The sequence below is a fragment of the Vibrio galatheae genome (genome assembly GCF_000967545.1).
Lineage (GTDB): Bacteria > Pseudomonadota > Gammaproteobacteria > Enterobacterales > Vibrionaceae > Vibrio > Vibrio galatheae.
Window position 1 is genome coordinate 1 of sequence record NZ_JXXV01000021.1, and the last position, 13,504, is coordinate 13,504.

Genomic DNA, 13,504 nt, shown 5'->3' on the forward strand with positions numbered 1-13,504 from the left:
CATTGAAACCTAATTTGAAACCCCTCTTTATTCAGAGAAATTTCTAATTGGATTATCATCAACGAGTGCCCACACAGATTGATAGGTTTATATTTTTAAAGAGCTTTTCTAACTTACCCAGCAACTCAGTTGCTCGTCGTTAGGGGTGCGTATCTTACTCCGCACCGTGAGAGAGTCAAGCATTTTTTCAAACTTTCTTTTCTCTCATCTCAACACGCTGTGTGACGTTTGTCTCACTCCGTGTCGGTGAGGCGGCATTATAGGGAGGTCTGAACGGATGACAAGTGTTTTTTTGAAATTAATTTCCGTTTGGTCAAAAACAAATCAAAACCCTGAAAATAGAATAAAATTTCAACATTTGAGTCACGTCACACCAATAGGTTGGAAAAACAACAACCATATACGTAAGATTCGAATGTCTATTTTGTAAACGATAGATTTAATTTTTCTTAAACCTAATAAGTTGTATTCCAATATGAGTTCAAACAAATCGACCTTAATGATTGTCGCCTTGGCTGTTGTGGGTGGCATCATCTTTTCGCAGGTAGCTGTCTCTCCTGCCTTAAGCTTTGTTCTAGGTGTTGTTGCTTCCGCTTTTATCCTTAAACTTTCTAACACCGATACCAAAGAACAAGATCTATCCGATGACCCTTCTACTAAGACGCTATATGTAGGTAACCTGCCCTACAAAGCAAATGAATCACATGTAAAGGAGCTGTTTGCAAAGCATGGTGAAGTTTTTGCCGTTCGTTTGATGAAAGATAAGCGCACAGGCAAAAGAAGAGGCTTTGGTTTCGTTGTCATGGCTTCAGCTGACGCGCAACCAGCTATCGATGCACTGAATGAAAAGGATTATATGCAGCGTACTCTGAAAGTCCGCATCGCGAATGATCCTAAATCTCAAGCGGAAAGTGCTGAACAGGACTAAATCCAAGTTGACGTAATGCGATATTCAATGCTCCCTCATCCCAAGGGGGAGCAGTTGATAAAATTTCTTTTGTCCCTTCTCTTTTTATTTGCGCCGCAACGCTTTCTTTTAATAAGTCGGCCACTCGGCGGGCAATCGCTTCGCCTGAGTCCACCAGCAAGACATTACTTGATAGCACTTGTTGAATTTCTGGCTTAATGAGAGGGAAATGGGTACACCCCAGCACCGCCACGTCAACGTGGCGATATATCGGTGCAAGGATCTGCTTTAATTCATCGAGATCAACGGGGTTGCCGCGCAGTTTTTCTTCAGCCATATCGACCAGCCGGGTCGAACCTAAAAGTTCAACGGGCTTACTTTGCGAAAAGTCGCGAATCAGATCATGAGTATAAGGTCGAGTAATCGTCGCTGGTGTGGCGATCAATCCGACCGCTTTATTCGCTAGGTTCGATGCTGGCTTAATCGCAGGAACAACACCAACAACCGGTATCGCTAGTTTGGCTCGCAGTGTTGGAAGTACTACTGTGCTGGCAGTATTGCAAGCGATCACGACCAAATCAATCTGGTGCATTTCAACCAACGAAGTTACTAAAGCATCGACACGAACAATCAATGTTTGATGATCTAGTTCGCCATAAGGGTAGGCAGCGTTGTCAAATATATAGAGGTAATCAAGTTGAGGAAGTTTTGTCTCAATCTCTTTATAGACAGATAGACCTCCGACACCAGAGTCAAAGATTAGAATTTTTGCTTGTTGCTGGGACACTTGATTGGCTCATTATTTTACGACGTGGCAATGATACTCTCTATCGCTATTTTGGCAAACTTTGCGCCTGATAGCGTTGATGGGTAAAACGCTCTTGTTGCTCTTGGTGAGTTAAAGTCAACGCAATCTTACCTTGATAACTTCTCGTTTCGGTCACTAGGGTGTGAAACTCGCCATTTTCACCACATGGATCCACGCCACTTGGCAAGCTATCGACAAACGCTTGGTTATACCACAGGCCGCAGTACTCAGCAGACAGTGCTTCGCCATCAGTAGTGACCACCAAAGTTTGGATGCCTCGCTCTATGATTTCTTGCGCTAAATCTGCACTGCGCTCGCCAAGGAGAGGAAAAACACTCTCCCATCCAGCAGGTTCGATATAACTTCGGCGATAAGCTTCAATACCATTGCAAAACATATCGCCAAAGGCGACAGCATCAATGTCAATCTTACTCGCCTTTAGTTGATTAATGATGGTTGACTGATATACCTCATTGGATGGAAACACGGTAGGCAATTCGATTTTAATTAAAGGGAGACCAAGTAACTCGGCTTGCATATCCAAAACTGATATCGGCGTCGCTTGGAATGGCACTTCATTTTTTACGTAAGTCGTATAAAGGCCAACCACTTGGTATAGGTCGCTATCTATTAGTCGCTCTAGAGTGAGTGTTGAATCCTTGCCGCTCGACCAGCTAATAATGACGTTCTTTTTCATAACTTAGATCATTGATAAGTAAAAACCGCCCGAAGGCGGTTGAGAAGATTAGAATTGGTAAGATGCGTTAAGATAAAACTCTCGCCCTGCCGTGTTGTAGGCATAGCCGTTGTAGTCTAAGCGATTTATGTAAGACTCATCGGTTAAATTTGTCACCTTGCCCTTAACAAGTAAGTTGTCGGTCACCGAATAACCTATTGCTGCATCAAGTAAGATATACTCATCTAGGCGTTTAGAGTTATCACTGTCATTGTAGCTGTCGCCTCGATATAGTGTTGATAGATCAAAGCGCCACTGCTCAACCAAATAAGCAATATTCCACTTAGCATTATGTTTGGCACGACGAACAAGGTATTTACCCGTTTCAGTGTCTTTCGCATCAGTAAAATCATAACTTAGTGTGTGGTTCACATCGCCAGTAAAGAAATCCAATTCAAGCTCAAAGCCTTTGATCTCGGCTTTGTTTACGTTCTCCGGCATGCTCTTGAATGTCGCAGAATCAAACTCCCACGAGATGAGATCATCTATCGAGGTTTTATACCCCGTTGCTCGCCAATACACATCTGCTATCACACCATATAATGACGATTCAATATGCTGAGATTTTTCCGGTTTCACATCGGGATTACCCACATTACCCCAGCTGTCTTCTGGATAGTAAAGATCATTAAAGGTTGGCGCTTTGAATGCCGTCCCTGTTGAAACGGACCACGTTAACTGAGGTATAAACGTATAGTAGGCGCCAACTTGCCAAGTATTTTCCCTACCATGGGCATCGCTGTCATCAGTTCGCGCACTACCTTCGAGCCCCCAAGCATCAGCGGAATATTGCAGTAATGCATAGAGTGCGTCGTTGCTCCGCTCATCAAGCGTGTAGGCGTCACCATTGGTGTAAACTTCTTCATCTTGATGCTCGTATCCCGCTCCCAGTTTGAATTGCTCATTGATTTGGTAATGATTAAACCAGTTAATCACCACTCTTTCCGTTTTGAACACACTGTTGTAGCCATCATCATCTAAGTTAGTTGAATTATCTCGGTTTTTGGCTATAGACAATTCAGAAGCCAAGCGATCACGTTGATAATCTAGCTTAGCAGCAACGTTGTAGTTGTCAGACTCAGAGCGACGATTAGGCGAGTTCTCCCACACTGTGTAGGTTGGTGCAGAAAAGCCACCAGCATCATATTCCGCATTGCCGTCATGCAGAGTTCCGAATACTCGCGCTGTTACGTAATCCCCCCACTGAGTGCCTAGCTCTAGACTGACATCATTAGATTCAAAGCCATCATCATCTTGCTCGTATGGTAAAGGTAGAGCTGAAAACCCATCATTAGCCTGGGTACTAACAGCCACTCGTCCCCAACCTTTTTCACCAAACTGGATTTGACCGGATACGTTCGCTTGATAAAAGCCATGACTGCCCACACCCGCTCCCACTTGCGCACTGTTTTGGTCGACGTTTGAAGTAGTAATAATGTTGATAACACCACCAATTGCATCAGAGCCATAAACTGACGCTCGTGGCCCGCGAATCACTTCGATGCGCTCGATACCGTTCAAAGGTATTTGGCTGATGTCTGCACTACCTAGAGTGGCACTGCCAATACGTATCCCATTGATAAGGAAAAGCTGATGTCTGCTTGAGGTTCCTCGCACGTATATCTCTGTGGATTTGCCATAGCCCCCCCCAGTGACGATTTGAACTCCTGGTAAGCGCTGTAATACATCAGCCAATGAAACAGCCTGAATTGCCGCTATCTCTTCTTTGGTGACGATAGAAATAGGCGCAGTCGAATCACTCACTTTACTTTCAAAACGACTTGCGGTAACGACCATAGTCTCGTCTGCTGAGGTTTCTTGTGCGTGTAAATATGAAGTGTGCGGAAGTAGCGATGCCACAGCAATCGCTAAAATAGATCGGTTCATTGTTGTAATCCTAAATCGCGTAAGTCCTACCGAGCATGGAGAGTTTGCTTCCATTACCACTGCTCAGCCGCTGGCAGGTCTTCGGACTTAAGAGCTTGGCATCGCCGCCTAATCACTCGACTTCCCACATCAATCTCAATGCAGTGTCATTTGAGTTTTCGTTCTCTTTTACCGCTGCGCGTCAGTTCTGGATTTACACCAGATTCCCTTTTCAGCCATCTATACATCTAGACAGCACCAGCTTGGCCTTGATGTTATTAAGCTATTGATAATTTGTCCAGTCTATATTGATGGTTTGTATATTTAGGCGAAAGCGACGAAATGGTGATTTACACACTATCTTTAAGGCATAGGGCGGACAAGACTGGACATAGCGCTGAGATTGAATAAAATCTGCGCTCTTAAATTAAATACAACCTCGACAGGTATTAACCTAAGGTAATAATCATGGCGACTCTTGATGTAAACCCGCAACGCTACCAAGAACAACTGGCAGAGAAAATCGGCCGTCTCAATGAGATGTTTGCGCCGTACGATGTGCCAGAATTGGAAGTGTTTGAGTCGCCAGAACAGCACTACCGCATGCGCGCAGAGTTTCGAGTTTGGCATGAAGGCGACGAGCTGTACTACATCATGTTTAACCAACAGACTCGTGAGAAGTACCGTGTCGATCAATTTCCAGCCGCCAGTCGTTTGATCAATGATCTCATGCCGTTGCTTATAGATGCGATGAAAGATAACGAATCTTTACGTCGCAAACTGTTCCAAGTCGATTTCTTATCTACATTGAGTGGCGAGATTTTGGTATCGCTACTTTACCATCGCCAGTTAGATGACGAATGGACAAGCCATGCAAAAGCACTTAAGCAACGTTTAAATGACGAAGGTTTCAACCTCAACATCATTGGCCGTGCGCGTAAAATGAAGATTGTTCTCGATCGCGATTACGTTATCGAGAAACTAGATGTTCATGGTAAGCCTTATGTCTATCAACAAGTCGAGAATAGTTTCACTCAACCAAATGGCAAAGTCGCCGAAAAAATGTTGGAGTGGGCAGTCGACTGCACTCAAGACAGCACAGGCGATCTGTTGGAGCTGTACTGTGGCAACGGTAACTTTTCACTCGCACTGGCACAAAACTTCGATCGCGTTCTGGCAACTGAGCTTGCAAAGCCATCGGTTGTTTCTGCGCAGTACAATATCGCGGCTAACAAGATTGATAATGTACAGATCTTACGTTTATCTGCAGAAGAATTTACTGAAGCGATTGAAGGCAAACGCGAATTTCGACGCTTACAAGATGCAGGGGTTGATCTGAATAGCTACAACTGCAACACGATTTTCGTTGATCCACCACGCTCAGGAATGGACATAGATACCTGCAAAATGGTTCAAGGCTATGAGCGCATTATGTATATCTCGTGTAACCCAGACACACTTAAAGAGAACTTAGATGTGCTGTGTGAGACACATAAAGTGACCCGTTTTGCCCTGTTCGATCAGTTCCCATTTACCCACCACATGGAAGCGGGTGTACTGCTAGAGCGCATAAAATAAGAGCTTAATAGGGTTTCAATTATAGGAAAAATCGTTCTGGGTACGGCGTGGGGTACGGGGTATCCTTGCTTTCTATTCTATTGCTATCTGTAGTGTTAGTAATAGAAACTAAACTTTACAATAAAGAGGAAGTAAACTTTCCGTTTCACTTCCTTTTATTTCACCTCAAATGAGTTTAAGATATAGGAAGTGAAATGAGAAGAGACTTATAATGACAAATTTAAACTCTGTAACCCTAGATACAAATCCAGAAACATTAGAAATGTTTCTGAATGAAAAAAACTTGTCTACCCAACAAGTCAAACATGCAATTCAGCAAGGTATTGCTCACTACAATAACACCACTAGTGATGAACCAGCAGGTTACAGAGGCTATACAATTTCGGCTAAAGCCACCTTAGCTTTACGGCAGTCTTTAAAACCTTTTGGATTTAAAAAAGAATCACCATATAACATTGAATTAACAGCAAATAATGATAATAAATTTGCAATTCATATCTGCCGTGGGGATGAACAAGCCGGATTACCATCTGGTTATCCTTCCACGATGAGACCTAAAGGACCTCGATCCCAAGAATATTTTGGATTAGCAACTGCTGATATCAATCAAATTGATATGTTCGCTGACGAGCTACCAAACTATTCCTCAAACAATTTATGTCCATTTGATGTATGGTTCTTACTACTTAATGTCGAAAAATCTAAAGATGAAGGTCTGATTGTCAAAGCAGAGCTTTCTAAACCTATCTTTTGTTCCCAAAAAGGGTTTGTAAATGGGTTTAGCAAACGCTTCATGATAGACATGACCGACTTCAATTCAGGCTTATTGATTGACACAGGTGAGAGCCCTGAGAGTGGATTCTCAGAAGATATTGATCTCGATATTTCATTTAACTAACCATGTTTAACCCATTACGTTTAAAACAAGCGCGAGAGCGTCGCAAACTTACCAAGAAAGCATTTGCTGATTTAGTAGGAGTAAGCTCAAAAACCATTTCGGTGTACGAAAGCAATCAACCTTTATTCGAGCTGCAAGAGGGAACGATTGAGAGCTTCGCGCAATGCCTTGGATATCCCGTTGAATTTTTTTATAAAAAATCCACAGAGATTATTAGTTCTGAATCAATCAGTTACAGAGCGGTTACAACACTATCTAGTAAACTAAAACTGGCGACAGAGTCTGCCAGTATCAATGCCTTCGAGCTCTCAGAGTGGATTGATAGTAAATTTAGTAAGCTCCCTAAAGTAGACTTACCAGATTACTCTCACGATAATCGACATGAACCTGAAGCCGCAGCTTCAGAGCTACGTGATATGTGGGGGCTAGGTGAACTTGCCATAAAAAACATAGTCCACCTTCTAGAGTCTAAAGGGATTAGAGTATTTTCACTATCTGAAGATTGCAAAGAAGTTGACGCCTTTTCTTTTTGGAAAGGTGAAAAGCCATTTGTCATTCTTAATCAATTTAAAACGCCAGAAAGAAGTAGGTTTGATGCAGCTCATGAACTTGCGCACTTAATTCTTCATAAGCATAGTAGCCAAAACAAAGGACGTGAAGCAGAGTTAGAGGCCGATAGATTTGCTTCAGCATTTCTAATGCCTAGAGGGAGTGTACTTTCAAAAGTTCGTCCAAATGGCAATGCCTCTTTAACTGATATTATTGAGCTTAAAAAGAACTGGCATGTATCTGCAATGGCAATGATTCGACGCCTATATGACTTGAACTGCTTAACAGAGTGGCAATACCGACAACTAACAATACAAGCAAACAAAGAAGGCTATCGCTCTAGTGAACCAATTGGACTAGAGAGACGAGAACAATCTCTTCTCCTAGAAAAAGTGTTTGCGTCCCTTAAAGATAGAGGAGTAAGGCGGGCTGATATCGCTAGAGAATTAGCGCTTCCTCTTGACGAAATATCTAGCCTCACGTTCAACAATAGCTTTTTCAATTTATCTATTGTGAGTCAAAATTCAATAGAACCACACAATAAAGGTGGTGCAAAACTCTCACTTGTTAGGTGAATTGTTAAAACTAAAATAGTCCTTGATGAGTGTTTCTTGCTCATCAAGGCTATCGAAATCAACATCCTTAATGATAAGTTATCATGTGCTGCTACACATCTGTGATTGATTAACTCTTTTTTAATTTAAGTTGTATACCAAATGCTTCTAAATTTTTTTCTACCTTACTTATCACTTTGCCATCTAGCATCTTGGGGCCTAGCTCAGAATCTTGAAGGATTAGGGCTTTTCAAATTTATAAATTCACAGCCAGTACAGGTGGGCGAAAATGTTTTTTATCCATTAAATCTCAGCCCAACGATAGGGGTTGCTGGCCTATCTTTGATCCTTACGGTAATTCTACTTTTCGTTTTTCTAATAAATGTTCGTGCATGCTTTTATCTAAATAAGTGGTTCGGTGTAGCCGGTCTCATTTTATGGGCCCTACCTGGCATACTTAGCTTATTAGATTACCTGCCAGATATCATAAACTTAGGCCCAGAAATCTTCCGCTTTGAAGAAGGTTTCCCTGGTAGTATGGAGTCTGCGGCTGCAAATTTATTCATTAGTCTTCTTGCCGGTTGGTCAGTAATCCTACTTATCGGTTCATTTTGGAAGAAAAACACATTTAAGAATGCATTTGACCACATTTGGTATACTCTTGGGTTAATCGCCGCTCTTTATTTTGTAGTTGATTCCGGTCTACCTTCATATCGGTCAGATCTACAGGAAGCAGATAATCGTATGGTCAAAGCTCTGCAACTCTTATATACCGGTGGAGAGAATTTAGAACAACTGTGTTCACAACCCGAAGGAAAAGAGTTGTCTCCTTCTCTGTGTGCAAAAGCCCCCAATATCAAACGAAACATACTTAACCACTTAGATCTTGACAGTAACCTTCGAGCAAAAATTGAACCTCCATATTTGATATCCCAGCTTGCCAACGATCCAAAATTAGCAACCCAAATTACTGCAATCAACAATTGGGCATGTTCTCAATCTCAAAAAAAACCTCAATGCCAAACCATTCCTATGGATTCAATGTTAGCACTAGAGGACATGAGCAATCTGATCGTATTTCCAACATCCAAATATGCATCTGCTGTTCAGCACGCTTACGAGTCTATGCAAAAATCGGAACAACGAATACATGAAATTGAACAAGGGCATAATACTCGCTACTTCGTTTTTTTACTCTTAGCGTTCCTTGCTGGCGGAAAACTAGCGAATGCATCAAGATCGATGGTGAAAGATGATCGGGTTAATCCCCCTTCATGGGCATTAATTTCAGCTAAATCTTTGTCCCAAATAATTTATCTCGTGTTAAAAATACTGTGGAAGGTAATATATATTTCTTTATGTTACTTGATAACCGTGCTAGGTCTCTCTTTATCCAAATCTCTTTTTAAGCGATACAAAGAAAAATAATTTAAAATAGACTATTTTTTGCACAATGAGCTAATAAATGAACAATAGATGACACCTTAAATTCATTGAATAAATAAAACTTGGTAGCTCAGTCTTTAAGGGTAACACTATGCTCTCTTCTCTTATCTCATACAAACACCTGTGCCTTATCTTTTGCTAATACAACAAAACAATAGCTTAGCTTCACTAATAAAGTAGACTTACATACTCACACCTCTCTCTCAATCCAAAAATTTTCAGGCATATATCATCAATGTGAAACCCCATCATTGATTCCGACAGGAGCCTGAAATGAACCCCAAAACTTCCGATTACCAAAAGCAGCAACGCTATCAGGAAAATGAAATCCTAGAGCACGCCGCTGAGATACTGGCAACACGCTACGTGCGTGGTGATGCCCTAACCAACCCAGATGCCACCAAAGAGTATGTGCGCTGTAAGCTAGGTAGCTATGAGCGTGAAGTGTTTGCCTTATTGCTATTGGATAACCAAAACCGACTAATTGAGTTTAAAGAGCTGTTTCAAGGAACCGTCGATGCGGCCAGCGTCTACCCACGTGAAGTGGTGAAAGCGGTATTAGAAGTGAATGCCGCAGCGGTGATATTTGCCCATAACCATCCATCTGGAGACTCAACGCCGTCTCAAGCCGATAGGCGCATAACCGACAGACTCAAAGATGCGCTCGCGCTTGTGGATGTTCGCGTACTTGACCATATCGTGACAGGCGATACCTGCACCTCGTTTGCTGAAAGGGGATGGTTATGATTGAGCAACATTATGGTGAGCTCTCTATTGATGACGCTTTACATACGTCACTGGAAGCACTTCTGAGTCGATACACTCTCCCAGAGAACGCCGAGAGACTCGTGCTGAACTGTCGCCAAATGAGTTACTGCCGACATCGACAAGGTTTGCATCCGATAGAGGTACAACTTAAACGTGAGGCAGTCTCAAGCCCTTGGCTGGTGGTCTTCTTTGCCAGCTTCTCTTATCCCGACGACCACAGCACAACCGTTGAACCTGAGTTGTACTTTCACCTTGCTAATCGCTGGTGCTATCAACCCGATGTGGGAAGCACTGATTTATCCCACCTTGAGGTACAAGAGCTGCTCTCGGTCTGGATGAAAGCCTTTGCTCGTCACCTTTCCAGAAACGTCTTTGATGACGTGCAACTGACAATGGTCGGCACATTCCACTAACTCTCTCTCATTTCTTATTTGAATCCTGAAACAAGGAGGACTCACTATGTCCAAATTAACCTTCACAACATCCTTACTACCTGTGTCAAAGAAACTGCATAAGCTGTTAAGTGAGCAGCTCACCGCTCATTTTCTGAGTAATGAAGCGCTGACCACCAGCCGTTATCTGGTGTTTAACTTTCGCGATAAAAGTTACAGCGCGGATGACGGCGGCTTCCATCCGGTTGAGATGGCGATTTGCCAAACTTCAACAGAGGAATGGAGCATTGAGTACATCACCGACTTTGCTTATATGGGCAACTATTACCCAGAGTTAGAGCGCAACTTAGACTTTGACTTTAGAGTAGGACAGTTCTTTGTGGCCTATCGTGGTTGGCTGCCGATGCAAGGTAGCCGTGATGCTAAAGAGCTCTATCAGCTATGGGAGAGCGGCTTTCTTGCCTATGTCGATATGGACGCCTACAACGAGATTACCATTACCCCTCAATAGCTCATGACTTCCCTTCTCCTCAACACAATAAAATTTGTCACTGCCCTCATTACGTTGTTCTCACTTTCTCCGTTCTTCGGTGCCATTGGTGCCCTATCCACTTTAGGGTTTCTGGTGGTGCTGTTGATTGGGTTATTAGCAGCGATTGCAGAGCTCAGTGATAAGCATAAGCCTCGTTAATGTTAGTCGGCTCACGCTTTGGTGTTGCCGATTGATGCTGTTTTCACCGTTGGACATTATGTGTCTGACTCACCTCTACTCTCCCGACATTAAATGTCCACCTCCGGTCTTGGAGCTTTGATGTATTGAGAGCGTAGTCATGAGCAATAAAACCAGCATTGAAGGGTTATCCGCTTTGCTGCACACGCTGATGCTTATTCCTCAACATCGATGGATTACCGTTAGGGAGTTGCAGCAGCAGTTAGCCCTACTCGATATCCACCGCACCACGCGCAGCATTAAACGCTACCTCGATGACATCATTGTGGAGGTGTTTAACGTGGAGTGTGATTCGATGAGCATGCCCCATGTTTATCGGAAAACCTCAGAGCAATTACTGAAACTCAACAAGCAAGAAATGCTCTATTGGCAACTGACCAACAAGTACTTACTGCCGCTGGTTCCTGATGCACTGAATTATGGACAAGGGTCCTCCTCGGAGAGAGACAAACCCTTGTCCCATATAGCTTCAGCACATTCAAAAGAGCAAGAATGGTTAGCAAAAGTACATGTCGCTTTGCCCAATATTCGCGAGTGGAGTGACGAGCAACGGCACGTGTTGAATGCGGTACACACAGCATTACTGCACAACCGTATGCTCAAGATATCTAGCCAAGTATTGCAGCAAGAGAAGGCGCTCATTGAGCCACTGGGACTCTCGGTTCAGTGTGACGCGCTCTTGCTGCTCTTTCGTTTAACTGGTCAACACACGATACGTACCCTCGCCTTGCCCTTGATTGATGAGGCCAGTGTATCGACGTTTTCTTTTACCTATCCCACTGATTTCAATCTTGAGCGGTTCATGCGTGAACACGATGGAATCAGAACGTCCTGAATTTCACTCACCGATAAGGAGAGCACCGTTATGACATTAATCAACACCCTAGTCCGATACGTCGCTATGAGCGTGCTGTTTATCGGGCTCACCGCTTGTGGCGACCAAGAAGAGACTCAAGCAGCAACGGCTGATATTGAAGTATCGATATCAGCTAACCCTCACTGGGGAACATTGGTCTTTGACGTGCAAGCCATCACCGACAACACCGTAGTAAGCAATGTAGTGATTAACCGTGGCAACTGTCGATTACCCGCAGGCACAACCTCCGAGCTATCAAGAAACGTTTCATTGCAGTTCGGCCAAACCTACACCGGATACAGCAACAACTGCACCGTGGACAGCGTGAAAGAAATCGAAGTCACCTCCAGCGCTGGCACATTTGTCTACAACTTCTAACTTCCAATTCCCAAATAACACACTCAACCAACTCGTAAGGATCAACCATGAACAAGTCAACTCTACTTATCGCTACAGCGTTAGTTTTCTCAACCTCTTCCGCATTTGCTGGTGGAACTCTGGGCGGCAACCCATCCGCAGATTCGGGTGCAGTCAACGTCAGTGTGGGCAAATGCACTCAATACAAAATGGATGTAAAGGCGGCGCAACAGGCAGGTAAGGATGCCTCAACCATCACAGTTCCTGAAGGCTGTGAAGCCATCAAAGAAAAGTAATGCCACCAGCAACGGTAAAAAATGTCAATGGGGAGCAATCACGCTCCCCATTCTTTTTTGTCTCAATGCATCAATTTGAAGATATATGTTATTTATAAAAACACTATTAAGTACAGATGTGGTCTTGTCTATTTCAGACATGTTCTTCGGCGTATCTCGTGTCAACACAGCGAACTGCGAGCTATTGGATAACGATACCAAGACCTATTTTAAAGAACCCAATATGTATCTTGTTAATGGTGGTGATGAACGAAAAAACATACATTATATTGCAGGGTCATGATGGAGTAGCAGAACGAAGCGGTTTATCTGCTCTAAAAATTGCGATCGAAAAACTATCTATGTACTCAAGTGCTACCACCACAGAGAATCAAGTATTACCAAAAGGTAAAGTAATAAAGATTGCTGCCATAAATAATAATTATGTGATTTATTCTAAAGTAGAAGTCTAGGCTGACCATCTGGTGTTTAGAAAGCTTCAATTTCACCGAAACCAAGAACCCTTACCCACATCAGCACCCCGAAAATGATGCCGTTTTTCACCGAGTGTAACTAAACATATAGATAGCTCCGCTAGGAGGTCCGATTTAAATATGATTTAACCCTGTGATTTACACTGGTGACTAGGGTGGATAATTCAATCGGACTGATACGGAATATCACGAGCCTGATCCTGTAGTGGGATCAGGTTTCTTCTTTCGATGCTGAAACCTAAACCACAACCCCTTCACGAACATCCCGCATATTGTAACGGTAGACTTAA

Annotated in this window: 15 protein-coding genes and 1 riboswitch; of the genes, 12 read left to right on the forward strand and 3 right to left on the reverse strand. The window is 43.1% G+C overall.

The genetic code is table 11. The features are described from left to right. Positions 1–475: 475 nt before the first annotated feature. The gene (locus TW81_RS12745; RefSeq protein ID WP_045956112.1) at positions 476–928 is read left to right on the forward strand and encodes an RNA recognition motif domain-containing protein; all 453 of its coding nucleotides are present in this window, start codon (positions 476–478) and stop codon (positions 926–928) included. Here the strand turns inward: TW81_RS12745 and murI are convergent. The 3 genes from murI to TW81_RS12760 are packed head-to-tail and all read right to left on the reverse strand — an operon-like array spanning position 894 to position 4,338. Then, positions 894–1,694, reverse strand: coding sequence for a glutamate racemase (gene murI / locus TW81_RS12750; RefSeq protein ID WP_045956113.1), 801 nt, complete (start codon positions 1,692–1,694; stop codon positions 894–896). The two genes, TW81_RS12745 and murI, sit on opposite strands and share 35 nt — an antisense overlap. Before the next feature lie 46 nt (positions 1,695–1,740). After that, the gene (locus TW81_RS12755; protein ID WP_045956114.1) at positions 1,741–2,412 is read right to left on the reverse strand and encodes a Dph6-related ATP pyrophosphatase; all 672 of its coding nucleotides are present in this window, start codon (positions 2,410–2,412) and stop codon (positions 1,741–1,743) included. 48 nt (positions 2,413–2,460) lie between these two features. After that, positions 2,461–4,338 carry a TonB-dependent receptor domain-containing protein gene (locus TW81_RS12760; RefSeq protein WP_045956115.1) on the reverse strand — a complete coding sequence of 626 codons (1,878 nt, stop codon included), beginning with the start codon at positions 4,336–4,338 and terminating at the stop codon, positions 2,461–2,463. A 55-nt stretch (positions 4,339–4,393) separates the two neighbouring features. Continuing rightward, positions 4,394–4,595: riboswitch (cobalamin riboswitch) on the reverse strand. 190 nt (positions 4,596–4,785) lie between these two features. Between TW81_RS12760 and trmA the strand changes: the two genes are divergently transcribed. The 11 genes from trmA to TW81_RS12815 all read left to right on the forward strand — a co-directional run bounded on the left by trmA (position 4,786) and on the right by TW81_RS12815 (position 13,193). Continuing rightward, positions 4,786–5,895 carry a tRNA (uridine(54)-C5)-methyltransferase TrmA gene (trmA, locus tag TW81_RS12765; RefSeq protein WP_045956116.1) on the forward strand — a complete coding sequence of 370 codons (1,110 nt, stop codon included), beginning with the start codon at positions 4,786–4,788 and terminating at the stop codon, positions 5,893–5,895. Positions 5,896–6,106: 211 nt separating this feature from the next. Next, positions 6,107–6,793, forward strand: coding sequence for a hypothetical protein (locus TW81_RS12770; RefSeq protein ID WP_045956117.1), 687 nt, complete (start codon positions 6,107–6,109; stop codon positions 6,791–6,793). Positions 6,794–6,795: 2 nt separating this feature from the next. Then, positions 6,796–7,917 (forward strand): ImmA/IrrE family metallo-endopeptidase, encoded by a 1,122-nt coding sequence (locus tag TW81_RS12775; protein WP_045956118.1) that lies wholly within the window; start codon positions 6,796–6,798, stop codon positions 7,915–7,917. Positions 7,918–8,058: 141 nt separating this feature from the next. After that, positions 8,059–9,324 carry a hypothetical protein gene (locus TW81_RS12780; RefSeq protein WP_052706216.1) on the forward strand — a complete coding sequence of 422 codons (1,266 nt, stop codon included), beginning with the start codon at positions 8,059–8,061 and terminating at the stop codon, positions 9,322–9,324. A gap of 291 nt (positions 9,325–9,615) precedes the next feature. Next, positions 9,616–10,089: a RadC family protein gene (gene radC / locus TW81_RS12785; protein WP_045956119.1), complete on the forward strand. Its 474-nt coding sequence runs from the start codon at positions 9,616–9,618 to the stop codon at positions 10,087–10,089. Further along, positions 10,086–10,523: a DUF2787 domain-containing protein gene (locus TW81_RS12790; protein ID WP_045956120.1), complete on the forward strand. Its 438-nt coding sequence runs from the start codon at positions 10,086–10,088 to the stop codon at positions 10,521–10,523. The genes radC and TW81_RS12790 overlap by 4 nt, the downstream gene beginning before the upstream one ends. A 46-nt stretch (positions 10,524–10,569) precedes the next feature. Then, on the forward strand, positions 10,570–11,013 hold the full coding sequence (locus TW81_RS12795; RefSeq protein WP_045956121.1) for a DUF2787 domain-containing protein: 444 nt from the start codon (positions 10,570–10,572) through the stop codon (positions 11,011–11,013). Positions 11,014–11,332: 319 nt separating this feature from the next. Next, positions 11,333–12,067, forward strand: coding sequence for a WYL domain-containing protein (locus tag TW81_RS12800; RefSeq protein WP_045956122.1), 735 nt, complete (start codon positions 11,333–11,335; stop codon positions 12,065–12,067). Between the two features lie 30 nt (positions 12,068–12,097). Then, positions 12,098–12,466, forward strand: coding sequence for a hypothetical protein (locus TW81_RS12805; protein ID WP_045956123.1), 369 nt, complete (start codon positions 12,098–12,100; stop codon positions 12,464–12,466). 47 nt (positions 12,467–12,513) lie between these two features. Next, positions 12,514–12,741, forward strand: a complete 228-nt coding sequence (locus TW81_RS12810) for a hypothetical protein (RefSeq protein WP_045956124.1) — start codon at positions 12,514–12,516, stop codon at positions 12,739–12,741. A gap of 245 nt (positions 12,742–12,986) precedes the next feature. Continuing rightward, the gene (locus tag TW81_RS12815; RefSeq protein WP_156980968.1) at positions 12,987–13,193 is read left to right on the forward strand and encodes a hypothetical protein; all 207 of its coding nucleotides are present in this window, start codon (positions 12,987–12,989) and stop codon (positions 13,191–13,193) included. Positions 13,194–13,504 lie beyond the last annotated feature (311 nt).

Excerpts from the sequence above, each read along its gene's own strand:
- TW81_RS12805 (WP_045956123.1), top strand. The coding sequence starts at position 12,098 with ATGACATTAATCAACACCCTAGTCCGATACGTCGCTATGAGCGTGCTG.
- TW81_RS12745 (WP_045956112.1), top strand. The coding sequence starts at position 476 with ATGAGTTCAAACAAATCGACCTTAATGATTGTCGCCTTGGCTGTTGTG.
- TW81_RS12815 (WP_156980968.1), top strand. The coding sequence starts at position 12,987 with ATGAACGAAAAAACATACATTATATTGCAGGGTCATGATGGAGTAGCA.
- trmA (WP_045956116.1), top strand. The coding sequence starts at position 4,786 with ATGGCGACTCTTGATGTAAACCCGCAACGCTACCAAGAACAACTGGCA.
- TW81_RS12760 (WP_045956115.1), bottom strand. The coding sequence starts at position 4,338 with ATGAACCGATCTATTTTAGCGATTGCTGTGGCATCGCTACTTCCGCAC.
- TW81_RS12810 (WP_045956124.1), top strand. The coding sequence starts at position 12,514 with ATGAACAAGTCAACTCTACTTATCGCTACAGCGTTAGTTTTCTCAACC.
- TW81_RS12795 (WP_045956121.1), top strand. The coding sequence starts at position 10,570 with ATGTCCAAATTAACCTTCACAACATCCTTACTACCTGTGTCAAAGAAA.
- TW81_RS12780 (WP_052706216.1), top strand. The coding sequence starts at position 8,059 with ATGCTTCTAAATTTTTTTCTACCTTACTTATCACTTTGCCATCTAGCA.
- TW81_RS12790 (WP_045956120.1), top strand. The coding sequence starts at position 10,086 with ATGATTGAGCAACATTATGGTGAGCTCTCTATTGATGACGCTTTACAT.
- TW81_RS12770 (WP_045956117.1), top strand. The coding sequence starts at position 6,107 with ATGACAAATTTAAACTCTGTAACCCTAGATACAAATCCAGAAACATTA.
- TW81_RS12800 (WP_045956122.1), top strand. The coding sequence starts at position 11,333 with ATGAGCAATAAAACCAGCATTGAAGGGTTATCCGCTTTGCTGCACACG.
- radC (WP_045956119.1), top strand. The coding sequence starts at position 9,616 with ATGAACCCCAAAACTTCCGATTACCAAAAGCAGCAACGCTATCAGGAA.
- TW81_RS12755 (WP_045956114.1), bottom strand. The coding sequence starts at position 2,412 with ATGAAAAAGAACGTCATTATTAGCTGGTCGAGCGGCAAGGATTCAACA.
- TW81_RS12775 (WP_045956118.1), top strand. The coding sequence starts at position 6,796 with ATGTTTAACCCATTACGTTTAAAACAAGCGCGAGAGCGTCGCAAACTT.